The sequence below is a fragment of the Streptomyces sp. NPDC059247 genome (genome assembly GCF_042754005.1).
In the GTDB taxonomy this organism is placed as follows: domain Bacteria; phylum Actinomycetota; class Actinomycetes; order Streptomycetales; family Streptomycetaceae; genus Streptomyces.
On record NZ_JBHYZW010000001.1, the window covers coordinates 278,790 to 302,689 of the forward strand.

At 74.8% G+C, this 23,900-nt stretch carries 22 protein-coding genes and 2 tRNA genes; 18 read left to right on the forward strand and 6 right to left on the reverse strand.

What is annotated here, in order from left to right; translation table 11 throughout:
* The first annotated feature begins 24 nt into the window (after positions 1-24).
* From ACFXGN_RS01180 to ACFXGN_RS01210, 7 genes are all read left to right on the forward strand, one after another.
* Positions 25-429, forward strand: a complete 405-nt coding sequence (locus ACFXGN_RS01180; protein ID WP_384851727.1) for a hypothetical protein — start codon at positions 25-27, stop codon at positions 427-429.
* 109 nt (positions 430-538) lie between these two features.
* Positions 539-2,680, forward strand: coding sequence for a phage holin family protein (locus tag ACFXGN_RS01185; RefSeq protein ID WP_384851728.1), 2,142 nt, complete (start codon positions 539-541; stop codon positions 2,678-2,680).
* A 65-nt stretch (positions 2,681-2,745) separates the two neighbouring features.
* Positions 2,746-4,158, forward strand: coding sequence for an amino acid permease (locus tag ACFXGN_RS01190; RefSeq protein ID WP_384851730.1), 1,413 nt, complete (start codon positions 2,746-2,748; stop codon positions 4,156-4,158).
* Positions 4,159-4,442: 284 nt separating this feature from the next.
* Positions 4,443-4,829: a hypothetical protein gene (locus ACFXGN_RS01195; RefSeq protein ID WP_384851732.1), complete on the forward strand. Its 387-nt coding sequence runs from the start codon at positions 4,443-4,445 to the stop codon at positions 4,827-4,829.
* Between the two features lie 59 nt (positions 4,830-4,888).
* Positions 4,889-5,047: a hypothetical protein gene (locus ACFXGN_RS01200; RefSeq protein WP_384851734.1), complete on the forward strand. Its 159-nt coding sequence runs from the start codon at positions 4,889-4,891 to the stop codon at positions 5,045-5,047.
* Positions 5,048-5,178: 131 nt separating this feature from the next.
* Positions 5,179-7,005, forward strand: a complete 1,827-nt coding sequence (locus ACFXGN_RS01205) for an alpha/beta hydrolase (protein ID WP_384851736.1) — start codon at positions 5,179-5,181, stop codon at positions 7,003-7,005.
* A gap of 151 nt (positions 7,006-7,156) precedes the next feature.
* A complete protein-coding gene (locus ACFXGN_RS01210) occupies positions 7,157-7,579 on the forward strand; it encodes a hypothetical protein (RefSeq protein ID WP_384851738.1) in 423 nt (140 codons plus the stop codon).
* On the opposite strand, the gene ACFXGN_RS01215 is transcribed toward ACFXGN_RS01210, so the two are convergent.
* Positions 7,576-8,439, reverse strand: a complete 864-nt coding sequence (locus ACFXGN_RS01215) for a helix-turn-helix domain-containing protein (protein WP_384851740.1) — start codon at positions 8,437-8,439, stop codon at positions 7,576-7,578. The genes ACFXGN_RS01210 and ACFXGN_RS01215 overlap by 4 nt on opposite strands.
* A gap of 91 nt (positions 8,440-8,530) precedes the next feature.
* Between ACFXGN_RS01215 and ACFXGN_RS01220 the strand changes: the two genes are divergently transcribed.
* A complete protein-coding gene (locus ACFXGN_RS01220) occupies positions 8,531-8,836 on the forward strand; it encodes a 4a-hydroxytetrahydrobiopterin dehydratase (protein WP_384851742.1) in 306 nt (101 codons plus the stop codon).
* Between the two features lie 541 nt (positions 8,837-9,377).
* Here ACFXGN_RS01220 and ACFXGN_RS01225 read toward each other — a convergent pair.
* Positions 9,378-10,187, reverse strand: coding sequence for an NmrA family transcriptional regulator (locus ACFXGN_RS01225; RefSeq protein ID WP_384851743.1), 810 nt, complete (start codon positions 10,185-10,187; stop codon positions 9,378-9,380).
* A 246-nt stretch (positions 10,188-10,433) separates the two neighbouring features.
* On the opposite strand from ACFXGN_RS01225, the gene ACFXGN_RS01230 reads away from it, so the two are divergent.
* Both ACFXGN_RS01230 and ACFXGN_RS01235 read left to right on the forward strand, forming a co-directional pair.
* Positions 10,434-11,366 carry an AraC family transcriptional regulator gene (locus ACFXGN_RS01230; RefSeq protein WP_384851745.1) on the forward strand — a complete coding sequence of 311 codons (933 nt, stop codon included), beginning with the start codon at positions 10,434-10,436 and terminating at the stop codon, positions 11,364-11,366.
* A gap of 79 nt (positions 11,367-11,445) precedes the next feature.
* A complete protein-coding gene (locus tag ACFXGN_RS01235; protein WP_384851747.1) occupies positions 11,446-12,402 on the forward strand; it encodes a class I SAM-dependent methyltransferase in 957 nt (318 codons plus the stop codon).
* A gap of 25 nt (positions 12,403-12,427) precedes the next feature.
* Here the strand turns inward: ACFXGN_RS01235 and ACFXGN_RS01240 are convergent, their stop codons facing one another.
* From ACFXGN_RS01240 to ACFXGN_RS01255, 4 genes are all read right to left on the reverse strand, one after another.
* Complete coding sequence (locus tag ACFXGN_RS01240) at positions 12,428-12,892, reverse strand: RICIN domain-containing protein (protein WP_384851749.1); 465 nt, start codon at positions 12,890-12,892, stop codon at positions 12,428-12,430.
* A 144-nt stretch (positions 12,893-13,036) separates the two neighbouring features.
* Positions 13,037-13,831 (reverse strand): aldo/keto reductase, encoded by a 795-nt coding sequence (locus tag ACFXGN_RS01245; RefSeq protein ID WP_384853079.1) that lies wholly within the window; start codon positions 13,829-13,831, stop codon positions 13,037-13,039.
* A gap of 189 nt (positions 13,832-14,020) precedes the next feature.
* Positions 14,021-15,844, reverse strand: a complete 1,824-nt coding sequence (locus ACFXGN_RS01250; RefSeq protein ID WP_384851751.1) for an AMP-dependent synthetase/ligase — start codon at positions 15,842-15,844, stop codon at positions 14,021-14,023.
* Positions 15,845-16,471: 627 nt separating this feature from the next.
* On the reverse strand, positions 16,472-17,338 hold the full coding sequence (locus ACFXGN_RS01255; protein WP_384851752.1) for a LysR substrate-binding domain-containing protein: 867 nt from the start codon (positions 17,336-17,338) through the stop codon (positions 16,472-16,474).
* Positions 17,339-17,784: 446 nt separating this feature from the next.
* Between ACFXGN_RS01255 and ACFXGN_RS01260 the strand changes: the two genes are divergently transcribed.
* The 8 genes from ACFXGN_RS01260 to ACFXGN_RS01295 all read left to right on the forward strand — a co-directional run bounded on the left by ACFXGN_RS01260 (position 17,785) and on the right by ACFXGN_RS01295 (position 23,850).
* Entirely contained in the window at positions 17,785-18,918 is a 1,134-nt protein-coding gene (locus ACFXGN_RS01260; protein ID WP_384851754.1) for a bile acid:sodium symporter family protein, read from the forward strand.
* A 607-nt stretch (positions 18,919-19,525) separates the two neighbouring features.
* Positions 19,526-20,053: an isochorismatase family protein gene (locus tag ACFXGN_RS01265; RefSeq protein ID WP_384851756.1), complete on the forward strand. Its 528-nt coding sequence runs from the start codon at positions 19,526-19,528 to the stop codon at positions 20,051-20,053.
* Positions 20,050-20,433 (forward strand): (2Fe-2S) ferredoxin domain-containing protein, encoded by a 384-nt coding sequence (locus tag ACFXGN_RS01270; protein WP_384851758.1) that lies wholly within the window; start codon positions 20,050-20,052, stop codon positions 20,431-20,433. The genes ACFXGN_RS01265 and ACFXGN_RS01270 overlap by 4 nt, the downstream gene beginning before the upstream one ends.
* Positions 20,434-20,597: 164 nt before the next feature.
* Positions 20,598-21,560, forward strand: coding sequence for a beta-ketoacyl-ACP synthase III (locus tag ACFXGN_RS01275; protein ID WP_384851759.1), 963 nt, complete (start codon positions 20,598-20,600; stop codon positions 21,558-21,560).
* 241 nt (positions 21,561-21,801) lie between these two features.
* Entirely contained in the window at positions 21,802-22,428 is a 627-nt protein-coding gene (locus ACFXGN_RS01280) for a hypothetical protein (protein WP_384851761.1), read from the forward strand.
* A gap of 207 nt (positions 22,429-22,635) precedes the next feature.
* Positions 22,636-23,310 (forward strand): class F sortase, encoded by a 675-nt coding sequence (locus ACFXGN_RS01285; RefSeq protein WP_384853081.1) that lies wholly within the window; start codon positions 22,636-22,638, stop codon positions 23,308-23,310.
* Between the two features lie 220 nt (positions 23,311-23,530).
* Positions 23,531-23,615: transfer RNA gene (locus ACFXGN_RS01290), tRNA-Leu, on the forward strand.
* 147 nt (positions 23,616-23,762) lie between these two features.
* Positions 23,763-23,850, forward strand: a tRNA-Leu gene (locus tag ACFXGN_RS01295).
* The last annotated feature ends 50 nt before the right edge of the window (positions 23,851-23,900 follow it).

Consider the following 23,900-nt stretch of genomic DNA (forward strand, 5'->3'; position numbering starts at 1 on the left):
CCCGGACCGCAGTAGGGTCGGGCCATGGACGACGTTCGGGTGGCGGCGATCGCCAGTCTCACCCCGCTCGAAGAACTGGACAGCGAGCCCTTCCTTGTCGACACGCGCGGCCAGCACGCGGTGTGTGCCCGCTGGGCGCGCGACAAGGGGTACGTGGTCGCCCGCCAGTTGCTGTTCTACGGCATCCGGCCCGACCACGCGGAGCTGTGGGCGGACGTGGAGGCGGGGGCGGTCGACCTCTTCGTCGCCGCCAGCGAGCGGGTCCTCGCCCGCGCGGTGACCTCCGTGCCCGGATTCCGTGCCGAGTGCGCGCGCAGGGGCGTACGCGTGGAGACCGTCTCGCTCGACGAACCGGCCTACGACGCGGCGGCGAAGGCCGGGGTGCACCGGCGGCTCTCCATGCCGACGGCCGGGTACGACGGCGTCTGACCGGGCCCGACCTGACACACCAGACGCCCCGCCCGCGCTCTCTTTCCGCCGCCGCCCGTGGGCGTTGTGCCACGCTTGGGGCAGGTAACGGGCGAAAGGCGAGGCCGGCGTGGGTGACGGGCGATGGGGCGGCGCCGACCGCTGGCGGACCGCGGGCCGCGCGCTGGTACGGGTGGTCGTCGTCTGGGCGGTGTCCACGCTCACGATGCTCGTGCTCGCCGGGGTCCTCCCGGACTTCCAGCTCCAGTCCGCCGACGGCGACAGCCTCACCCGGACGGCGCTCACCGCCGCCGCGGCGGCCGGCGCGTTCGGTCTGCTGGGCGCGCTCGTGTGGCCGCTGCTCGTCCGGGCGCTGCTGCTCGTCCCGGCGCTCGTCCTCGGCCTCCTCGTCTTCTTCCTGAACGGTTCGCTGCTACTCGTCGCGCTCTGGCTGATCCCCGACGGGCGCGGTGCCGCCAACCCGGAGACGGCCGTCGTGGTCGCCGCCGCCATGTCCGCCGTGGCCTCCGCCACCTCCACCGCCCTCGCCGTCCGGGACGACGACGCCTACCGCCGCCGCCTCTACCGGCTGACCGGCCGCACCCGGCCCCGCGCGCCGGGGGACGTGCCGGAACACACCCCCGGCACGGTCTTCCTCCAGCTCGACGGCGTCGGCCACCGCGTCCTGCGCCGGGCCGTCGCCGACGGCCTGATGCCGACCGTCGCGGGCCTCCTCGACACCGGACACCGGCTCACCCCCTGGCGCACCGACTGGTCGAGCCAGACCGGTGCAAGCCAGCTCGGCATCCTGCACGGCTCCAACGAGGACGTGCCCGCCTTCCGCTGGTACGAGAAGGACACAGGCCGCCTGATGGTGTCGAACCGGCCCTCCTCCGCCGTCGAGCTCCAGCGCCGGGCCGTGCGCCGCACCGGGGACGGCGGGCTCCTCACCTTCGACGGGGCGTCCCGGGGCAACCTGTTCAGCGGCGGGGCCGACCAGCTCGCGCTCGTCCTGTCGATGGCGGGGCGGCGCGGGCCCCGCAACCGTTCGCGCGCGGGCTACTTCGCGTACTTCTCCGACCCCGCGAACGCCGTCCGCACGGCCGGGTCGTTCGTCACCGAATGCCTGCGCGAGACGGTCCAGTCGACCCGGGCGCTGCTGCGCCGCGACACCCCGAGGGTCTCGCGCGGCGGCACGTACCCCTTCGTGCGCGCCTTCGCGACGGTCCTGGAACGGGACGTGGTGGTCTCCGCGGTGATGGGGGACATGCTCGCCGGGCGGACCGCCGTCTACGCGGACCTGGTGGCCTACGACGAGGTGGCGCACCACTCGGGTCCGCACGGCCGGGACACCGACCAGGTGCTCCGGCGCCTCGACCGCTCGGTCGGGCTGATCGTCACGGTCGCCGAGCACGCCCCGCGCCCGTACCGGATCGTGCTCCTCTCCGACCACGGGCAGAGCCCGGGGGAGACCTTCGAGGGGGCGTACGGGCTGACGCTGAAGGACCTGGTGCGCGCCGGGTGCGGGCTGCCCGTGCCGCGCCGGGTGCGCCGGACCCGCAGCGGCTCGGAGGCGCGGGACGCGGCCAGGGACGCGCTGCGGCTCGCGCTGCACCGGCCGGTGGACGAGACGGGGGAGTCGGCGCGGGAGCTGCCCGCCCGGTCCTCGGAGCCGGTGGTCCTGGCCTCGGGGAACCTCGGGCTGATCTCCTTCCCCGACGTGCCGCACCGGATGACCCGGGAGGAGATCGAGCGGCGCCACCCGGCGCTGCTGCGGACCCTCGCGCACCATCCGGGCATCGGTTTCGTGCTGGTGGCGAGCGCCGAGCACGGTTCGGTGGTGCTGGCGGGGGACGGCACGGAGGTGCCGGTCGCGGAGCTCGACGACACCGGGCCGCTGGCCGTCTTCGGGCCGGGCGCGGCGGACGCGGTGCGGCGCACCGACGGCTTCCCGCACGTCGCGGACGTGATGGTGAACTCGATGTACGACCCGGTGACGGGGGCGGTGCACGCCTTCGAGGAGCAGATCGGTTCGCACGGCGGGCTCGGCGGCGAGCAGACGCGGCCGTTCCTCCTGTCGCCGCCGGAGCTGTCGGCGCCGGTCGGCCCGGGGGAGGAGCTGGCCGGTGCCGAGCAGGTGCACCGGGTGCTGCGGCGCTGGCTGAGGGAGTGCGAGGGCCCGCAGGTGCCGGTGGAGGATCCGCCGTCCACGGACGGATCGGAATCACTTCTTCCGGTCGAGGGGCCGGTCGTACAGGACAAAAAGCATTGATTTGGATGCCTGTTCGCCGCTACCGGACGATGGTCCGGAATGTACGACGGAAGGCGCACCACCCGATGAGCACGGCCACCACGCCACCCCGGAGCGGACCGGCGGACCCCACGGCAGCCGGGGCCCCCGGCACCGACGAAGGCGACTCCCGGCACGCCCGGCGCTTCGGACTCCCCGTCGCCACCGCCCTGGTCATGGGCAACATCATCGGCGGCGGCATCTTCCTGCTGCCCGCCTCCGTCGCCCGCTACGGCACGATCAGCCTCGTCGCCTTCGGCGTCCTCACCCTCGGCGCCATCGCCCTCGCCCTGGTCTTCGGCCGCCTCGCCCACCGCCACCCGAAGACCGGCGGACCCTACGTGTACGCCCGCGAGGCCTTCGGCGACTTCGCCGGATTCCTCACCGCCTGGTCGTACTGGATCACCACCTGGGTCTCCAACGCGGCCCTCGCCGTCGCCGCCGTCGGCTACCTCGACGTGCTGCTGCCCGTGCACGGCTCGACCACCGCCACCATCGCCGCCGCGCTGCTCATCCAGTGGCTCCCCGCCCTCGCCAACCTGGCGGGCACCCGCTACGTCGGCGCCGTGCAGGTCGTCGCCACGGTCCTCAAGTTCGTCCCGCTGCTCCTCGTCGCCGTCGGCGGCCTCTTCGCCTTCGACAGCGCCAACCTCGGCCCCTTCCACGCGGAGGGCGGCAGCGCCCTCGGTGCGGTCTCTGCCTCCGCCGCGATCCTGCTCTTCAGCTACCTCGGCGTGGAGTCCGCCGCCGTCAGCGCGGGCGAGGTCCGCGACCCGCGCCGGAACGTCGGCCGCGCCACCGTCCTCGGCACGCTCGCCGCCGCGCTGCTCTACCTCCTCACCACCCTGTCCGTCTTCGGCACCGTCCCGCACGAGCGGCTCGTCTCCTCCACCGCCCCCTTCACGGACTCGGTCAACCTGATGTTCGGCGGCTCCTGGGGTGGTACGGCCGTCGCCTGCATGGCCCTGGTCTCCATGCTCGGCGCGCTCAACGGCTGGACCCTGCTCAGCGCCCAGACCCCCTACGCGGCGGCCCGCGACGGACTCTTCCCGAAGGCCTTCACCCGCAAGCGGCGCGGAGTGCCCACGGTCGGCGTCGCCGTCACCGTCGTCCTCGCCTCGCTGCTGACCGTCTACAACTACACCTCGGGCAACCCGCGCGTCTTCGAGACCCTCGTCCTCGTCACCACCTTCACCGCGACCGTCCCGTATCTGCTCTCCGCCGCCGCGCAGCTCTACTTCCTGCTCTCCGGCCGCCCCGACCGGGTCAACCGCGCCCGCCTCGTCCGCGACACCCTCCTCGCCCTCACCGCCTTCGGCTTCTCCCTCTGGCTGGTCGCGGGCTCCGGCCACGCCGCCGTCTACCAGGGCGTCCTGTTCCTCTTCGCGGGCGTGCCGGTGTACGCCTGGATGTCGGCCCGCAGGCACCGGGCGGCGGCGTCCTCGGCGGACCGCGACTGAGACCGGGGACACGGCCCCGGCGGAGGCGTCCGACCGGCGTCACCCGGCCCCGGCGGTGCGGCCTCCGGTCGGGGAGGGGAGGTGCTGGACGGACTCGGCGGTGCGGCCCCCGGTCCGGGAGGGGAGGCGCTGGACGGGCATCCGACCGGCGTCGCCCGGCCACACGGGTTGGACCCCTCGGATCACTGGATCGGGTGAATTTGACGCCCCTGGTGTAGCCCGACCGGGCGGATCTGCGGTCCCGGACGTCGGCCCGCCGCCGCCACGGGGCAATACGCATCTCCATGAGCCCCACGTCCGGACCGCCCGCCGCGCCCGCCACCCCGGCGGGCCTCCGGACACGTCCGGCGCACCGCGGCGGGCACCGCTGGATCGCCCTGCTCCTCGTCCTCGCCGCGCTCCTCGGCGCCGGAGCCGCCACGTCCACCGGCGGCGCCGAGGCCCGCTCCGCGACCGCCGCACCGGCGCCCGACCCGGGGACCGAGACCTACGAGCCCACCGCCCCGGTGACCGGGCTGCCCCCGCGCCCCCGACGGCACGCCACCGGCCTGTACTCCGGCCGGCCCCCGCTCCCGCACCACGGCGGACGGCGGCCCCCGCGGACCCCGGCCCCCGCCCCCGTACCCGGCCCGCGCGGCGAAGCGCCCCGGTGCGTGGTGATGCGCTGCTGAGAGACCCGGTCTCCAGCGGCAACCCCATCACCCCCCCCCGCACCACGAGGAGCCCCGTCATGCCCGTCGACCCCTTCGCCGTCCTCCAGGCCCTGCTCCGCGCCGAGGCCTCCCGCTCCCAGCGCGCCGACCGCCTGGCGTCCGAGCCCGCCACCCCGGCCCCGGAGCCCGCCCCCGCGCCCGAGCCGTCCACACACCGGGACGATCCCACCCGCTGACCCGCTGACCCGCTGACCCGCTGACCCGCTGACCCGCTGACCCGCGGGCACCTGACCGCCCCCGCACCGACCGACGCGGGCCCGGTGAATCCGATTTGCGTACCGGTGGACGGACGTACGAGGCTGTTCCGATGACCTCGACCGACCGGAACACCAGCCCCGATCGGTCCGCCGGACCCGCCTCCGGCCCGCCCGGCACCCCACCGGACGGGCCCCGCCCCGCGCTCCCGCGCCGCGCCGCCGACCGGCTCCTCGCCTTCGCCCGCCACCCCTACCTGGACCGCCCCGACCCCTCGTACCGCGTCCGCCGCTGGCCCGACCTGATCGCGCTCTGCTTCGCCACGGTCTTCCTCTGGTCGAGCCTCACCCCCTCCCTGGTGCCCCGCCCCTGGTACCTCCAGGGCCTCGTCGGCGGCATCACCGCCACCATCGGATACGCCCTGGGCTCCGCCCTCGCCTGGCTCGTCCGGGCCCTGGTGTCCCGACGGCCGCCCGAACGGTTCCGCGCCCGCTGCTGGCAGGCGTACTGGCTGCTCACCCCCCTGCTCACGGTCTGGCTCATCTCCGAGAGCGCCCGGATGCAGCGCCAGCTCCGGGCCCTCCAGGGCCTTCCGCCCGCCCTCACCTGGCACACCCCGATGATCGCGCTCATCGCGCTCGGCCTGCTGCTCCTCGGGCTCCTCGTCGCCCGCTCCGTCCGGCTCGCCGCCGCCACCCTCATACGGCAGCTCGGCAGGCTCCTGCCCCGGCCCGTGGCCTTCGGCGTCGGCGCGGTCCTCTCCACCCTCCTGGTCCTCGTCGGCGTCCGCGACGTCGTCTTCGACCGGGGGGTCGTCGACATCGCCGACCGCGTCTCCGCCGCCGCCAACGGCGACACCAAGGACGGCATCCACCACCCCCGCTCCCGCCACGTGTCCGGCGGGCCGGGCTCCCTCCTCCGCTGGGCGGACCTCGGCTACCAGGGCCGCAACTTCACCGGCTCCGCCCCCACCCGGGACGATCTCACCGCCTGGACCGGACGGCCCGCCCGCGACCCGGTCCGGGTCTACGTGCCCTCCGCGCTGCCCGCCGCCTTCGAGGACGACCGCCCGTTCGCGGCGCAGGCACGCCTCGCCGTCCGGGAACTCGAACGCACCGGAGCCTTCGACCGCGCGGTCCTCGCCGTCGCGGGCACCACCGGCACCGGCTGGGTCGACCCGAACGTCGCCGAATCCCTGGAGTACATGTACGGCGGCGACACCGCGATCGTCGCCGTCCAGTACTCGTACCTGCCCAGCTGGGTCTCCTTCCTCGTCGACAAGGAGAAGGCGGGCCAGGCCACCCGCGCCCTCCTCGACGCCGTGCGCGCCCGGCTCGACACGCTCCCCGCCGACCACCGGCCCCGCCTCGTCGTCACCGGCGAGAGCCTCGGCGCCTACGCCGTCGAAGCCTCCTTCGACAGCGCCGACGACCTCCTCGCCTCCACCGACGGAGCCCTCCTCCTGGGCACCCCGAACTTCTCCCCGATCTCCCGGGAGATCCGCCGCGACCGCGACCCGGGCAGCCCCGTCTGGCGCCCCCAGTACCGGGACGGGCGCCACATCCGCTTCGCGCAGTTCCCCGAGACCGACCTCGCCCGCCCCGACGCCCGCTGGGAACAGCCCCGGGCCGTCTACCTCCAGAACGCCTCCGACCCCGTCGTCTGGTGGTCGCCCGACCTCCTCCTGAGCCGCCCCGACTGGCTCCGGCGGCCCCTCGGCCCCGACATCACCCCCGAGATCCGCTGGTTCCCCTTCGTCACCTTCTGGCAGACCTCCGTCGACATGGCCGTCTCGTACGGCGTCGACGCCCCGCACGGACACCGCTACGGCGCGGGCTCCGTCGACGGCTGGGCCGCCGTCCTCCCGCCCCCCGGCTGGACCGCCGCCGACACCGCCCGGCTCCGCACCCACATCGGCCACCGCCCGGCCGCGTACTGAACGACCCCGGCCACCCCGCATTACCTCGCGCGTAATCGACCCGCCCCGCGCCGCCCGGCATCCTCAGGGACACCGGAACCCGGGCGGCGCACTCCGCTCGGGCTCCGGGACCACCACCAGCACGAACGTCCCCCATGGAGGGTGATCCGCCATGTCCCAGGCCCTGCTCGCCGGTCTCGCCCGCACCGACCGCCCCCAGACCGCGGTGCGCCGTTTCCTCGCCCTCGACGCCGTCGTCACCGGCGCCAACGGCATCGCCTACGCCGTCGCCTCCGGCCCCCTCGGGGAACTGCTCGGGGTCGACCCGGGGCTCCTCCTCGGGCTCGGGCTCTTCCTCACCGCGTTCGCCGCCGTGGTCGCCCTGCTCGCCACCCGCCCGGAGCCCCCGGCGACAGCCGTGAAGCTGGTCGTCGACGCCAACGCCCTCTGGGCCGTCCTGAGCGTCGTCGCCCTCTTCGCCTGGCTGGAGCCGACCACCGCCGGCCTCTTCTGGACCCCCGTGCAGGCGCTCACCGTCGCCGGATTCGCCGCACTCCAGTGGACCGCCCTGCGAGCCGTCGCCGCCGGACGCTAGGCCGTCCCCTCCCGGACTCCGTCGACGTCCTCGAACGGAGGCAGCGACCGCAGATACGCGACCGTCGCCGGGTCGGCCGGGAGGAACGTCTCGATGGCCAGCTCGGCGACCGTCACGTCCAGCGGGGTGTTGAACGTCGAGATCGACGACACGAACGACAGCACCCGCCCGTCGTGCTCGACGCGCAACGGCAGCGCGAAGTACGGATACGCGTCCCCGTCCGCCGCGCCCCCGTCCCCCGCCGCGCCGTCGTCCGCACCCGAGGGCACGGGATACGCCGCCACCTCCGCGTACAGCGCGCGCAGCGACTCCGAACGCGCCAGCCCGATCTGACGCTCCATCTGGGCCAGCAGATGACCCCGCCACTCCGGCAGGTTCCTGATCCGGGGCGCCAGCCCCTCCGGGTGCAGGGTGATCCGCATCGCGTTCAGCGGCGGGGTGAGGAGATGCTCCGGCAGCCCGTCGAGCAGCATCCCGATGCCCCGGTTGGCCGCCACCACCGTGTACGAACCGTCCACCACCAGCGCCGGATACGGCTCGTACCCCCGCAGCAGCCGCTCGATGCCCTCCCGGAGCGTCTCCAGACGCGGGGCGTCGAGCGGCGACTGCGTGTACCGGGGCGCGTAACCGGCGGCGAGCAGCAGCGCGTTCCGGTCCCGCACCGGCACCTCCAGGTGCTCGGCGAGCCGCAGCACCATCTCCTCGCTCGGCCGCGACCTGCCCGTCTCCACGAACGAGATGTGCCGCGCCGAGGAGTCCGCGCGCAGCGCCAGCTCCAGCTGGCTCAGCCGCCGCTGCTCCCGCCACCCCCGCAGGAGCGGTCCCACCCCCGCCACCGTGTCGCTCACGACCGTCGTCATGGCCAGACGGTATCCCAGAGGCACGCCCGGGTACGTTCCCCCGGGGACCCCCGTCCTTCACCCGTACCGCCCGACCGGAGGGAGCACCGCCGTGCCCACACAGCCGCTGTCGCAGAAGGAGATCGAGGACCGTCTGCGCGAGCTCCCCGGCTGGTCCGCCGGAGACGACCGCCTCACCCGCTCCTACCGTCTCGCCGACCACTTCGCGGCCACCGCGCTGGTCGTCCACGTGGCCCAGATCCAGCAGGAACTGGGCCACCACTCCGACCTGACCCTCGGCTACGACACCGTCCTCCTCTCCGTGAGCACCCACTCCGCGGGCGGCCTCGTCACCGAGAAGGACTTCGCCCTCGCCGAACGCGTCGAACGGATCGCCCCCGGCCACGGCGCCCACTGACCCGGCGGCCCGCCCCGGCCGCGCCAGGACGGCCGCACGGGAAGACCGCGCCCGGCCACGAGGCCGGACCGCGCACGACGACCGGACCCGGGGCGGGGAGCCCCGGACCGCCGCGACCCCGCACCGTCCCCCGGCCCGTACCGGCCCCGGCGCCCGCACCCTGACCGGCCCGGCCCGCACCCTGACCGGCCCGGCCCGCACCCTGACCGGCCCGGCCCGCACCCTGACCGGCCCGGCCCGCACCCTGCGGCCCTGACCGGCCCCCGGCACCGGGCGACCCGCCACGACCGGACCGCGCGTGTACGGGGCCGACCCCGACCGCGCCACGGCGTCGTCCGCCCCCGGACGGCGTGCTCCGGCCGTCGCCCCCGGACGGGACGGCCGACCCGTGGGGGAGCGCCGCGCGTCTCCGGCGGCCGAACGGCCCCGGCGGCGCCAGCCGCTCCGGACGTCGAGCCGTCCACCACGCCCGGACCTGACGTTCCCCCGCGCCCCGGTGGCCCCGACCGCCTCCTGGGCCCCGGGGCTCCCCTCCCGACGCTCAGGCGCCGCTCCCGCCCCACACCCCGTCCGCGTACCGCGTGAACGAGCGCGGCTCGCGGCCGAGGACCCGCTTCACCCCGTCCGTCACCGAGGCGTTGTGGCCGTCGAGCAGCGACGCGAACAGGGCGGCCACCCACTCCGCCTCCGGCGCGGGAAGCCCGAAGCCCGTCAGCAGCTCCGCGTACGCCTCCCCGGACACCGGCTCGTAGACCACCGGACGGCCCGAGGCGCGGGAGATCTCCGCCGCCACCTCGGTGAAGTCCACCGCCCGGGGCCCCGTCAGGTCATGCGCCCGCCCCGCGTGGGCGTCGTCCGTCAGGGTCTCCACGACGACGTCCGCGAGGTCGTCCGCGTCGATGAACGGCTCGCCCGTGTCCCCCGCGGGGAAGACGAGCGTGCCCGCCGCCACCCCCTCCGCGAGCAGCCCCTCGGAGAAGTTCTGCGCGAAGAACGCGGCCCGTACGACGGCCAGTTCCACCCCCTCGGTGGCGTTCCGCAGGGCCTCCTCGGCCACCGCCGCCTCCGGCTCCCCGCGCCCGGACAGCAGGGTGATCCGCCGGACCCCGCCCTCCACGGCCAGCCGCCCGAAGGTCTCCATGGCCTCCGCCGCGCCCGGCGCGGCCAGATCCGGGTAGTAGGCCACGTACGCGGAGTCCGCGCCCCGCAGCGCCGCCGCCCAGGTCTCCGGGTCCTCCCAGTCGAAGGGGGTGGGACCGCGCCGGGCCCCGGCCCGGACGGTGAGCCCGCGCGCCGCGAGCCGCTCGGCGACCCGCCGCCCCGTCTTGCCGGTGGCGCTCGTCACGAGCACGGTCTGAGTGCCCTGAGTGCCCTGAGTGCCCTGCGGGTCTTGAGAGTCCTGAGAGTCCTGGGACGCACCCGCGCTCTGTGCGTGAAGCGTGCCCTCCGTGTCCTGTGTGCCCTGCGTGTTCCGCGTGTCGTCCGTCTGCTTCGTCATGGTTCAAGACTCCCGCCCACGGCCCGTACCGCCCATGCTCCGCCGTCTCTCCCCCCTGCGTCTGCGTCTCACCGGTCCGCCCGCCTACCCTTGCGACCCATGGACGCACTCGCCGGACTCCTCGACGGACCCCGTGCCAGGGGCGCCTTCCTGCTCCGCATGGTCATGGAGCCGCCGTGGTCCGTGCGCGTCGAGGACGGCGCGCCGATCTGTCTGATGTGCGTCACCGAGGGCGAGGCGTGGATCGTCCCCCGCACCGGCGCCCCCGTCCTGCTGCGGCCCGGCGACCTCGCCGTCGTCCGGGGACCGGAGCCGTACACCGTCGCCGACGCCCCGGACGCGACGCCCCGCGCCCTCATCGGCCCCGACGGGGCCTGCACCACCCTCACCGGGGAGCCGCTCGCCGAGTCCATGCGGCTCGGCGTCCGGACCTGGGGCAACGCCCCCGACGGGCGGACCACCGTCCTCGTCGGCACCTACCGGATGGACGGCGAGGTCGGCCGTCGTCTCCTCGACGCCCTGCCGGACCTCGCGCACCTGCCCGCCGAAGGGTGGCGGTGCCCCCTGATGCCCTTCCTCGACGAGGAGATCGCCCGCGACGAACCCGGCCAGAGCGTCGTCCTCGACCGGGTCCTCGACCTGCTGCTCATCGCCGGGGTCAGGGCCTGGTTCTCCCGGCCCGGCGCCGAGGCGCCCGCCTGGTACCGGGCGATGGGCGACCCGCTGGTCGGCCGGGCGCTGCGGCTGCTCCAGGACGACCCGGCCCACCCGTGGACCGTGGCCTCGCTCGCCGCGAAGGCGGGCGTGTCCCGGGCGGCGCTCGCCCGTCGCTTCACGGCCCTCGTCGGCGAGCCCCCGATGGCGTACCTCACCGGCTGGCGGCTCGCGCTCGCCGCCGATCTGCTGCGCGAGACGGACGCGACCGTCGAGTCCGTGGCCCGGCAGGTCGGCTACAGCGGCGCCTTCGCCCTCAGCGCCGCCTTCAAACGGGTCCGGGGGATCAGCCCCCAGGAGCACCGCACCGGCCCGTGACCTCCCGGAACCCCGGGAACGATTTGCCGTACCGGCAACATTTCTCGCGGATACGGCCGGTCCGGCGCACCCTGGTCCCATGAGTCAGCAGAGCGCGTCCCATCACGACCACCAGCCCGGCCAGGGACATCACCAGGACCACCAGCCCGGCCAGGGACACCAGCACGGTCACGGGCACGGCCCCCACGACAGCACCCACCTGGACTGGAACGAACTGGCGCCCACCCTGGAGCGCCAGGCCGAGCTCGCGGGCCCCGCCTACACGGAGGCCGCCGCCTGGCTGGGCACTCTCGCCCCGGTGTCCGGCGTCCGCCGCGTCCTCGACGTCGGCAGCGGCCCCGGCGTCGTCACCGCCCTGCTCGCGGAGGCCTTCCCGCTGGCCGAGACGGTCGCCGTCGACGGAGCCCCGGAACTCCTCGCCCGCGCCCTGCGGCACGCCGGGGCGCGCGGTCTCGGCGGCCGGGTCTCCACCCTGCACGCCGAACTCCCCGAGGGCATCGCCGGTCTCGGGCGGGCCGACCTGATCTGGGCCGGCAACTCCCTGCACCACCTCGGCGACCAGCGGGCCGCGCTCGCCGAGTTCGCCGGGCTGCTCAACCCGGGCGGTCTGATGGTCCTCGTCGAGGGCGGTCTGCCGACCCGTCACCTGCCCTGGCACATCGGCATCGGCCGCCCCGGTCTCGAAGCGCGTCTCGACGCCGTCCACGCCGACTGGTTCGGCGAGATGCGCGCCGGACTCCCCGACAGCAAGGACGAGCCGGACGACTGGCGCGCCCTCCTCGCCGGCGCCGGGCTCACCCCTTCGGGCACCCGTACGTTCCTCACCGACGTCCCGGCGCCGGTCGCCCCGGTCGTACGGGACCTGGCCGTCATGCACTACGAGCGGCTCAGGGAAGGGGTCGGCACCCGTCTCGACGCCGACGACCTCGCGACCCTGGACCGGCTCCTCGACCCCGCCGACGCGCTCTCCCTCCACCGGCGCCCGGACCTCTTCCACCTGACGGCCCGTACGGTCCACACGGCACGCAAGGGCTGACGGACCGGCCCTCCGGCCCCACGGGTCAGGACACCGGCTCCAGCCGCCACCACTGGAACGGGGAGTCGGTGTCCTCCCACTGGCGCACATCGCCGCCCGGCTCCGTGGAACCGTCGGCGACCTCCAGGAACAGCCCGCTGACGAAACTCACCAGGGCCACCGTGCCGGGCGACTGGAGGTCCTGCTCGATGATCCACTCCTGGGCGCCGAAGTTGTTCGCCCGCCACTGCTGTACGCGGGCGCCGTTCTCCGTGGACGCGTTCGCCACGTCGAGGCGCTTGCCGCCCGCCGCGTTGACCAGATGGTGGAGCCCGCCTCCGCCCGGCACCGGCAGGATGTGCCACCGCTGCCCGGCCGTCCCGTCGTCGGCGGCCTGCCGCACCCTGGCCCCGCTGCGCGTCGAGCCCTCGAACACCTCCAGGAGCAGACCACTGCCCACGTTCCGCACCCGGTAGAGACCCTCCGCCACGGGCTCCGGCGTACCGCTCACCGTTCCGACTCCTCACGCTCTCTGTTCCGTACGCCGTCAGCGGGCGGCGGCGCGATCGTCGCCCGGCGCGTACGGCTACCGGCCCCGGACGCGCCGCAGGCGCCGCACCACGGAGACGGCGCGGCGCCGCAGGGGGCGACTCCTTCAGGCGCCGACGTTGAACTCGGCCGGGTCCGGGCCCAGCCGACGGGCCTCGTCGAGCGCGGAGATCGCGGCCAGGTCCTCGGCGTCCAGCTCGAAGCCGAAGACGTCGATGTTCTCCCGGATGCGCGCAGGGGTGACCGACTTCGGGATCACCACGTTCCCCAGCTGGAGGTGCCAGCGCAGCACCACCTGCGCCGGGGAACGGCCGTGCTTGCGGCCGATCGCGACGATCGCCGGAACCTCCAGGAGGCCCTTGCCCGAGCCGAGCGGCGACCACGCCTCGGTCGCGATGCCGTGCCGGGCGTGCGCCTCGCGCGACGCGGCCTGCGGAAGCTGCGGGTGCAGCTCGATCTGGTTGACGGCGGGCACCACCGACGTCTCGCCGATCAGCCGCTCCAGGTGCTCGGGGAGGAAGTTCGAGACGCCGATCGCCCGGGCGCGCCCGTCCGCGTAGATCTTCTCGAACGCGCGGTACGTGTCGACGTACGCGTCCTTCGCGGGCGTCGGCCAGTGGATCAGGTACAGGTCGACGTGGTCGAGCCCGAGCTTGTCCAGGGAGGCGTCGAAGGCCTTCAGGGTCGCGTCGTAGCCCTGGTCGCTGTTCCACACCTTCGTGGTGACGAACAGGTCCTCGCGGGCGATCCCGGAGGCGGCGACGGCCCGGCCGGTGCCCTCCTCGTTCCCGTAGACGGCGGCGGTGTCGATCGAACGGTAACCGGCCTCCAGGGCGGTCGCGACGGCCGTCTCGGCCTCGTCGTCCGGCACCTGCCAGACACCGAAGCCCAGCTGCGGCATCCGGACGCCGTTGTTCAGGGTGACCGGGGGAACCTTGCTGTCCGTGCTCACGTGGGAGGGGTCCTTACGTTGTCGCTGGCCGTGGCGGGCGTACGTCCGCCACGGCGGGTACGGGTACTCCCCACGACAACGATCACGGGCCGCCCCGCATTCCGGACCCGCCGGAAACCGTCTCCGCCGGGCGGGGGCTCAGCCGTACAGCGCCTCGACCTCGGCCGCGTACGCCCGCTCGATCGCCTTCCGCCTCAGCTTCAGGGACGGGGTGAGCAGCCCGTGCTCCTCGCTGAACGGGTGAGCGAGGATGCGGAAGGTGCGGATCGACTCCGCCCGCGGGACCAGTGCGTTCGCGGCCACCACCCCCCGCCGGATCTCGCTCTCCAGGGACGGGTCGCGGACCAGCTCGGCCGGTCCGAGGGAGGCCCGTCCCCGCATCGCCAGCCAGTGCTCCACCGCTTCCCGGTCGAGCGTCACCAGGGCGGCGACATAGGGCCGGTCGTCGCCGACCACGAGGCACTGGGCGATCAGCGGATGGGCCCGCACCCGCTCTTCGAGCCCTGCCGGGGCGACGCTCCTGCCGTCGGACGTCACCAGGACCTCCTTCTTCCGCCCGGTGAGCGTCAGATACCCCTCCTCGTCGAGGGAGCCCAGATCGCCGGTGGCCAGCCAGCCGTCGCTGAGGACGGCGGCCGTCTCCTCCGGGGCGTTCAGATAGCCGGAGAAGACCTGCCCGCCGTGCACCCACACCTCACCGTCCTCCGCGATGTGCACCGTCGTCCCCGGCACCGGCGGCCCGACCGTGCCGTACCTGACGCGCCCCGGCGGGTTCGCGGTGGAGGCGGCCGACGACTCGGTCAGCCCGTACCCCTCGTACACCGTGATCCCCGCCCCCGCGAAGAAGAGCCCCTGACCCCGGTCCATCGCGGAACCGCCCGACAGGGCGTGCCGGAGCCGCCCGCCGAACGCCGCGCGGACCTTCCCGTACACCGTCCTCTCGAAGAACTGGTGCTGTACGCGCAACGCCGCCGAAGGGCCGGGGCCGGTCCCGAAGGCCCGCTGCTCCAGCGCCTCCGCGTAGCCGACCGCCACCTCGACGGCCTTGTCGAACGGGCCCAGCCTGCCCTCCCGCTCCGCCTTGCGCCGCGCCGCGTGGAAGACCCTCTCGAAGACGTACGGCACGGCGAGGACGAAACTCGGCCGGAACGCCGCCAGGTCCGGCAGCAGCGCGTCCGCCGTCATCACCGGCTGGTGCCCCAGCTTCACCCCGCCCCGGACCGCCGCCACCTCCACCGTCCGCCCGAAGACGTGCGCGAGCGGCAGGAACAGCAGCGTCGACGCGGGCTCGCCCGGCCGGGACCGGAACACCGGCTCCCACCGGCCCACCAGCATGTCCGTCTCGAACATGAGGTTGGCGTGGGTGAGGACACAGCCCTTGGGGCGGCCGGTCGTCCCCGAGGTGTAGACGACCGTGGCCACCGTCTCCGGGGTCACCGCCCGCCGGTGCCGGTGCACCACGTCCTCGTCGATGTCCGCGCCCGCCGCCGTCAGCTCGCCCACCGCGTCCGCGTCCAACTGCCACAGCCGCCGGAGCAGGGGCAGCCGGTCGATCACCGAACCGACCGTCATCGCGTGGTCCTCGTGCTCCACCACGCACGCCGTGGCCCCGGAGTCGTACAGCGTCCAGAGGACCTGCTCGGCGGAGGACGTCGGGTACACCGGCACGGGCTGCGCGCCCACGGTCCACAGCGCGAAGTCGAACAGCGTCCACTCGTAGCGGGTACGGGCCATCACCCCGACCCGGTCGCCGAACCGCACGCCCTCCGCGAGCAGCCCCTTCGCCAGCCCCAGGACCTCGTCCCGGAACCGCGCGGCCGTCACGTCGTACCAGGCACCGTCCGGGCCCTTCCGGCCCAGCACGACCCGGCCGGGTTCGTCGTCGCCCCGCGCGAACACGGGGTCCGCCAGACCACCGGCCCGGGGCGCCGCCTCGACGGGCGGCACGGTGAACTCGCGCACTGCTCCTCCTCGACGGCTCCATGGCTGGCTCGGTGGCTGGAAACGGCCTGTTGACGCGCTCCGTACGGCGGGGTGACCGTATCCCACCCGACTGCCCGGCGGGAGGGCCTTCACCAAGCCGGGACATTCCATGTTCGTACAGGTCAGAATGGGTGGGGGAGGGAAACCGCAAGGATGGAGGGGCCGTCGCGTACCGGACGGTACGGGCCCCGGCCGGGAATCTCCACGGAATCTGTACGGACCGCGCACGCGACCCGGTGCAGGCCGATGATCGCCCCTCCGGGGGGAGCGGCGCGGCCCACGACCCGCGCACCGGTCGCGGGTCCCGGCCGATCCGGCGCCGGGCCCGGTCCGGCAGATCGGCGTCACCCCCTCCGGGCGGGCCGCCGGGCCCCACGGGCTCCGGCATCGCGCCCGCCTCACGTGATCCGCCGCCTCCGCCTCACGGGGTACGACATCGGCCACGACGTACGGGGTACGGCACACGGGGGCGCGACCTGGCCGACCGCTCACTCGGGCCCACCCGTCCCGGCCCTGGCCCGCCCCGGCCCCGGCTGCCCGCCCGGCCCCATCGGCCCCCGGCCCCGGCTGCCCGCCCGGTCCTCCCGTTCGCCACCGGCCGCCCGTTCACCCCGGTCGGTGCAGTCGGTCGCCGCCCGCCAGGATCGCTTCCGCCAGGGCGTCCGCCGCCTCCCGTCCCGGCCCGTCCCGGCCGCCCCCGCGCAGTACGAAGCCCACCTCGCCGAGGTCCGGCAGCCCCGCGCGGGCCGGGACCGGCACCAGACCCGGCGGCACCATGCCCCGCGTGTGCACCATCACGCCGAGCCCCGCGCGGGCCGCCGCCACGTTCGCGCTCAGGCTGGAACTCGTACACGCGATCCGCCACGCCCGGCCCCCCGCCTCCAGCGCCTCCAGAGCCCGCGCCCGGGTGATCCCCGGCGGCGGATACAGGATCAGCGGCACCGGGCGGTCCGGGTCGAGCCGCAGCCCCGGCGCCCCGATCCAGATCAGCGCGTCCTCCCACACCAGCAGCCCGCCGCTCTCCGCACCGCGCCGCTTCGCCAGGATGAGATCGAGCCGCCCCGCCGCGAGCCGCGCCTGGAGCGTCCCGGACAGCTCGACCGTCAGCTCCAGGTCGACCTCGGGGTGCTCGCGCCGGAACGACTCCAGGATCTCCGGCAGCCGGGTCGTCACGAAGTCCTCGGAGGCCCCGAACCGCAGCCGCCCGCGCAGCCGGGTCCCGCCGAAGAACGCCGCCGCCCGCTCGTGCGCCTGGAGGATCGTCCGCGCGAAGCCGAGCATCGCCTCGCCGTCCTCGGTCAGCGCCACCCGGTGCGTGTCCCGGACGAACAGGGGCCGCCCGGTCGCCGCTTCGAGGCGCCGCACGTGCTGGCTGACGGTCGACTGGCGCAGCCCGAGACGGCCCGCGGCCCGGGTGAAGCTCAGCGTCTGGGCCACGGCGAGGAAGGTGCGCAGCTGAGTGGGCTCGTACACGGGGATGACCGTACCGCGCTCATCGCGCACCATGATGACAGTCAGAGTGCTGTACGGGATTCCCGATCACCGCCGGATGGAGCAGGATGGGGGGCCTGCCCCCGTCCCCGGAGGCCGGGGGCACGCGCGGGTCCCCGGAGGCGAGGCGCGGGGCCCTTCGCACCGGGCACGCGCGCGTCCCGTGGGACGAGGGCGGCCATGAGCACCTGCCGGAGCCGGGGCACGTACCACCCCGGCCGTGGCGCGAGGGCGGGAGTCCGCCCCGCAAGGACCACGGGCGCCGCACCGCCCGCCCCGTGGAACAGGGACACCGGTCCCGCCGCAGCACGACGCACCACCGCGCAGCACAGGACATGACGCACCACCGCGCAGCACAAGGCACGATGCACTACCGCGCAGCACAAGAACACGACGCACCACCGCGCAGCACAAGAGCAGAGGAGCCCATGACCGACCGCACGCCCGGCCCGACCTCCCGCCGTGTCCCGTCGCTCCGGCTGCCGTCCTGGCTGCCCGTCGACGGATACGTCCTCGCGCTGCTCGGCACGGTCGGCCTCGCCGCGCTCCTGCCCGCCTCGGGCACCACCGCCGATGTCGTCGGGGGCACCGCGACCGGTGCGGTGGCCCTCCTGTTCTTCCTGTACGGCGCCCGGCTCTCCACCCGCGAGGCCCTCGACGGACTGCGGCACTGGCGGCTCCACCTCACCGTCCTCGGCGCCACCTTCGTCCTCTTCCCGCTGCTCGGACTCGCCGCGCGGGGCCTCGTCCCCGGCGTCCTCACGCCCCAGCTCTACGGGGGTTTCCTCTTCCTCTGCCTGGTGCCGTCCACCATCCAGTCCTCCATCGCCTTCACGTCGATCGCCCGGGGCAACGTGCCCGCCGCGATCTGCGCGGGCTCCTTCTCCTCCCTCGCGGGCATCGCCCTGACCCCGCTGCTCGCGGCGGCGCTCCTCGGCGGCGGCATGGGCGGCCTCTCCGCCGACGGGCTGCTGAGGATCGTGCTCCAGCTGCTCGTCCCCTTCCTGGCGGGCCAGGTCCTGCGCCGCTGGGTCGGCGGCTTCCTCGTCCGGAACAAGAAGGTCCTGGGGCTGGTGGACCGGGGCTCGATACTGCTCGTCGTCTACACCGCGTTCAGCCAGGGCATGGTCGCCGGGATCTGGCACCTGGTGACCCCGGCGCGGCTCGGTCTGCTGCTCGTCGCCGAGGCCGTCCTGCTGGCGGTGATGCTGACGGTGACCTGGTACGGGTCCGGCCGCCTCGGTTTCGGCCGGGCCGACCGGATCGCGATCCAGTTCGCGGGCTCGAAGAAGAGCCTGGCGGCCGGGCTGCCGATGGCCAGCGTCCTCTTCGGCGCGCAGGCGTCGCTCGCGGTGCTTCCGCTGATGCTCTTCCACCAGATGCAGCTGATGGTCTGCGCGGTCATCGCCCGCCGCCGCTCCGGAGACCCGGACGAGGCGGGAACGGGGTCGCCGGACACCGACGCCACGGACACCGGAACAGCCGTCTCCGCCGCCGCGAGCGCGGACACCTCGACAGACATGGACACGGACGCGCCCGCGACGGGGGCACCGGCACGGTGAGCGCGGTTCGCGGGGACGACGGCGGACGTCCCCGCGAACACGGCGCGGGCACCCGGAGCCCCTCCCACGGGCTCCGGGTGGCCGCACCCCCTCGCGTACGAGCCCCAGGAAGCTCGCCCGCGCGCACGAGGCCCCGGCGCGTGACGTCCCCGAGGTATCCCGGGCTCGCGGCAGGACATCCCCCGAGAGACCTCGGGGAACCCCGCGAGAGACGGACCCGGAGCCACCCGCGCCGACGCCCCGGGGCCTGACGACCCGGGGACCCGGCCCCGCCGCGAGACGGCCCCGGACGCCCCCGGCCCCTCCGCCCGGAAAGACGGCCCGGCGGCCCGTTCGGAAGACGTCATGGAAGGCTCCTGCCCCTTCCCTCAGGCAAGACGGCCCAGGAAGCCCCCAACCCCCTCCCTCCGGCAAGACGCCCCGGACGCCCCGGCCCCCTTCCCCGGAAGACGTCCCGGAACGCCCCACCCGCCCGACCGAGTCCCACCCGCCCGCCTGAGCCCCGCCCGCCCGAGCGCGACCCGCTCTCCCTCCTCCGCCGCCGCCGTAGGCCGGATCACACCCACGACCGCCCCGGAACGATCAACACGGCCGCTACGGTGCTCCCATGCCCGCACTCGATCCCGCCCGTACCGCGCTCGTCCTGGTCGACCTGATGGAGCGCATCGTCGCGCTGCCGCTGGCCCCCCGCCCCGGCACCGACGTCCTCGCCGCCGCCACCCGGCTCGCCGACGCCTTCCGCGCGGCGGGCGCCCCCGTCGTCCACATCCGGGTCGAGCGCCCGAACGCGGACGCCGCCGCCCAGCCGCCCGGCAGCGAACTGGTCCCCGATCTCGTCCACGACGGCGAGCCCGTCGTCGTCAAGCGCACCCTCGGCGGCTTCCACGCCACCGGACTCCACGAACTGCTCACCGGACTCGGGTCCACCACCCTCGTCCTCGGCGGCATCGCCACCAACCTGGGCGTCGAGTCCACCGCCCGCGCCGCCGCCGACCTCGGCTACGACCTGGTCTTCGCCGAGGACGCCATGTCCGCGCTCACCGCCGACGAGCACCGGGCGTCCGTGGACCTCGACTTCCCCCGCCTCGGCACGGTCGCCGCCGTCTCCGCGATCAGCCTGGACGGCCCCCGGTGACCCCGGTCCCGATACGGTACGGGGCCCGCCCCTGCTCCCTCGTCGTCTGCCGCGGCTGCTGCTGCGGCGACGCCCGCAAGAACCCCGGCACCGACCACACGGGGCAACTGGCCCGTCTGCGGGAGGCCGCCGCGGCCTCCGACGGCCGTCTGATCGTCCGTACGAGCGACTGCCTCGGCCCCTGCGCCCAGGCCAACATCGTCGTCGTGCAGCCCTCCACCGAGGGCAGGCGACGCGGTGGACGGGCCGCCTGGATCGCCTTCGCGCTGGACGACGACGCCCTCGACGACATCCTCGCCTGGACGGCGGCGGGCGGCCCCGGACTCGCGCCGCCCCCGGAGACCCTCGCCCTCCAGATGATCGACCCGCCGAAGAACTGACCCGCCGGCGACCGTCCGGGCGACCGGGCCCCACCGGGGCCCTTGTCACGGTCGGCCAAGCGTTACGGGGGAATCTTGGTGGTTTACGTCACCCGTTACCCATGAGTCTCTGGCAAGACTGGAGAATCCTGCCGGACGATCGAAACACCGAGGGGGTCCCGGGTATGACGGGCACTCGCATTGCCGCGCTCGGGCACTACCAGCCCGCCAAGGTGCTCACCAACCACGACCTCGCGGAGTTGGTCGACACCGACGACGCGTGGATCACGAGCCGGGTCGGCATCCGCACCCGGCACATGGCCGGTCCCGACGAACCCGTCGACGAACTCGCCGCGCACGCGGCGGGCAAGGCCCTGGCCACGGCCGGGCTCACCCCGGACGACATCGACCTGGTCCTCGTGGCCACGTCCACGGCGATCGACCGCTCGCCGAACACGGCGGCCCGGGTCGCCGCCCGCCTGGGCATGACCTCGCCCGCGACCATGGACCTGAACGTGGTCTGCGCCGGGTTCACCCACGCCCTGGCCACCGCCGACCACGCCGTGCGGGCCGGTGGCGCCCGGCGCGTGCTGGTGATCGGCGCCGACAAGATGACCGACGTGACCGACTGGACGGACCGCACCACCTGCGTCCTCGTCGGCGACGGCGCGGGCGCCGCGATCGTCGAGGCGACCGAGGACACCGGCGACCCGGCCGGGGGCGTCGCGGGCATCGGCCCCGTCCTGTGGGGCTCCGTCCCCGAGATGGGCCACGCCGTCCGGATCGAGGGCACGCCGCCGCGCTTCGCCCAGGAGGGCCAGAGCGTCTACCGCTGGGCCACCCAGCAGCTCCCGGCGCTGGCCCGGCGGGCCTGCGAGCGGTCGGGTGTCGCGCCGGAGGACCTCGCGGGGGTGGTCCTGCACCAGGCCAACCTGCGGATCATCGAGCCGCTCGCGGCGAAGATCGGCGCGGTGAACGCGATCGTCGCCCGGGACGTCGTCGACTCCGGCAACACCTCGGCCGCCTCGATCCCGCTGGCCCTGTCCAAGCTCGTCGAGCGCGGCGAACTTCCCTCCGGGGCGCCGGTCCTCCTCTTCGGCTTCGGCGGAAACCTCTCGTACGCGGGCCAGGTCGTCCGGATTCCCTGACGACCCGGCGGCGCGGGGCCGCACACGGACCGTACGGAGGCCGTACGGCGGGGAAGCCCGTCGTACGGCCTCCGACGCGTCCCCTCCCGCCTCCGTCCCGCCGCCCGCGCCGCCTGCTCCGTTCGGCGGCGCCCGGTGGCGGGCGGCCGGGGGCGGACCTAGCTTCGGTCGCGGTGAGGGTCGTCGTTCCGGCCGGGGAATCGCTCTCCGGTCCAGGCCCTCCCGCGATCTGGAGGACGCCATGCGCGCGATACGTGCCGCTTCCGCCGCCCTGCTGGGCGCCGCCGTGGTGGCCGTGACGGCGCCGACCGCCCTGGCGGACGAGGGCGACCACGGCATCACGTCGTTCGGCTTCTCGGCGACCCCCGCGACGGTCGCCCCGGGCGGCACCGTCACCCTCACGTCCGACGGCTGCGAGGTCCCCTCGGTGACCGTCACGTCCGGCATCTTCGAGACCGTGACCCTCACCGAGGGCCGTACGGGCACCGCGACCGTCGACGTCGACGCCACGGCGGGCACCGAGTACGAGATCACCTTCGACTGCAAGGGCGAGCGCGGCACCACCAAAATCACCGTCGCGCACGGAGACACCGGCGGCCACGGAGACACCGGCGGGTACCGGCCGGAGCACGACAGCGGGATGCGGCCGGAGCACGACAACGGGACGCGGCCCGAGCACGACAACGGGTACCGGCCCGAGCACGACAACGGGATGCGGCCGGGTGCCCACAAGGGTGTGAAGGCCGGTTACGGCACCGCCACCGCCACCGCCTCGGAGGGACTGGGCACCACCGAGATCGTCATCGGGGTCCTGCTCATCGCCGGTGCGCTCGGCGCCGCGATCACCCTCACCCGCCGTCGCGTCTGACGACCGGGACCCGGGGGCCGCACACGGCCCCTCCGTCCCGGTGCGACGAGGTCCGGGACGGAGGGGCGCCACACACGGACACACCGACGACCAGGCGCCAGGAGGAGGACGCACGTGGGCTGGTGGGACGGCACGGGGCACACGGACCGCCCGCCGGACACGGCCGGGGACCACCCGGAAGCCCCGGGCCGTTGGACGCTCCCGGTCCTGCCGGGACCGGCGGGCGGACACGGCGCCTGGGGCCTCGTCGCGGTGGTCCTCCTGGTCGGCGTCCATCTGGTGCGCGGCGGTACGGAGGAACTCCGGGCCGACGGCCCCCCGCAGCCGGTCGCGGTGGCGGCGCCCGAGGGCCCCGGGACGACGGCCCTGGCCGCGCGGGTCTCCGCACCGGGCCCGCTGCCCGCGTCGCCGCCCGTCAGGGTCCGGGTGCCGGCCGTGGGCGTGGACGCGCCGGTCACCGGGGTGGGCCTGGACGCGGACGGCTGGATCGAGGCCCCGCCGCCCGAGGACGACCGGCTCGCCGGATGGTTCACCGGGGCGGTCACGCCGGGGGAGCGGGGCACGGCCGTCGTCGTCGGCCACGTGGACACCCCGAACGGCCGGGCCGTCTTCTACGACCTCGGCGCCCTCCGGAAGGGCCACCAAGTGGAGATCACCCGCCGCGACGGCCGGACGGCGGTCTTCACGGTGTACGGGGCGGAGGTCGTCCCGAAGGACGCCTTCCCCGCGGCACGGGTCTACGGCGACACGGGCACTCCGGAGCTACGCCTGATCACCTGCGGCGGCCGGTTCACCGAGGGGACCGGTTACGCGGGCAACGTCGTGGTCTCGGCCCGCCTCACCGACCTCCGCCGACCCGCCCACCGGCCTCCGCCGACCTGACGGACTCCGCGCCGCGAGTGGCCGCCCGCCCGCCCCCTCGCCAGGGTGACCCCAGGGGGACCGGCGTCGGGGGGCGCCGGACTCTCCCCCTCTCCACCCACAGCCGGACAAAGAGGGCGACCCACCGCCTGACCACGGGAAACGCAGGTGAAAGTCACCGCGAACCCCTGATACGGTTGCGTTGTCGCCGAGGGGGAAGCCCCGGTGCGGCAGACACCTTGTCCGGGTGGCGGAATGGCAGACGCGCTAGCTTGAGGTGCTAGTGCCCTTTATCGGGCGTGGGGGTTCAAGTCCCCCCTCGGACACCGAAGGAAAAGTGCCGGTCGATCTCGAATCGACCGGCACTTCTCGTATGCCCGGATATGCGCCAGGACGCGGGGCATCCACCGTGAAAACCCCTGGTAGAGTTATGTGTGTCGCCGAGGGGGAAACCCTGGTGCGGCAGACACCTTGTCCGGGTGGCGGAATGGCAGACGCGCTAGCTTGAGGTGCTAGTGCCCTTTATCGGGCGTGGGGGTTCAAGTCCCCCCTCGGACACCAGCACGAACCCCACTTCGGTGGGGTTCTTCTGCGTTTCCGGGCTGTGGCAC

Coding starts and splice junctions, on each gene's coding strand:
- ACFXGN_RS01180 (WP_384851727.1), top strand. CDS start 25: ATGGACGACGTTCGGGTGGCGGCGATCGCCAGTCTCACCCCGCTCGAA.
- ACFXGN_RS01190 (WP_384851730.1), top strand. CDS start 2,746: ATGAGCACGGCCACCACGCCACCCCGGAGCGGACCGGCGGACCCCACG.
- ACFXGN_RS01235 (WP_384851747.1), top strand. CDS start 11,446: ATGAGTCAGCAGAGCGCGTCCCATCACGACCACCAGCCCGGCCAGGGA.
- ACFXGN_RS01275 (WP_384851759.1), top strand. CDS start 20,598: ATGACGGGCACTCGCATTGCCGCGCTCGGGCACTACCAGCCCGCCAAG.
- ACFXGN_RS01265 (WP_384851756.1), top strand. CDS start 19,526: ATGCCCGCACTCGATCCCGCCCGTACCGCGCTCGTCCTGGTCGACCTG.
- ACFXGN_RS01230 (WP_384851745.1), top strand. CDS start 10,434: ATGGACGCACTCGCCGGACTCCTCGACGGACCCCGTGCCAGGGGCGCC.
- ACFXGN_RS01260 (WP_384851754.1), top strand. CDS start 17,785: ATGACCGACCGCACGCCCGGCCCGACCTCCCGCCGTGTCCCGTCGCTC.
- ACFXGN_RS01280 (WP_384851761.1), top strand. CDS start 21,802: ATGCGCGCGATACGTGCCGCTTCCGCCGCCCTGCTGGGCGCCGCCGTG.
- ACFXGN_RS01215 (WP_384851740.1), bottom strand. CDS start 8,439: ATGACGACGGTCGTGAGCGACACGGTGGCGGGGGTGGGACCGCTCCTG.
- ACFXGN_RS01205 (WP_384851736.1), top strand. CDS start 5,179: ATGACCTCGACCGACCGGAACACCAGCCCCGATCGGTCCGCCGGACCC.
- ACFXGN_RS01245 (WP_384853079.1), bottom strand. CDS start 13,831: ATGCCGCAGCTGGGCTTCGGTGTCTGGCAGGTGCCGGACGACGAGGCC.
- ACFXGN_RS01200 (WP_384851734.1), top strand. CDS start 4,889: ATGCCCGTCGACCCCTTCGCCGTCCTCCAGGCCCTGCTCCGCGCCGAG.
- ACFXGN_RS01210 (WP_384851738.1), top strand. CDS start 7,157: ATGTCCCAGGCCCTGCTCGCCGGTCTCGCCCGCACCGACCGCCCCCAG.
- ACFXGN_RS01195 (WP_384851732.1), top strand. CDS start 4,443: ATGAGCCCCACGTCCGGACCGCCCGCCGCGCCCGCCACCCCGGCGGGC.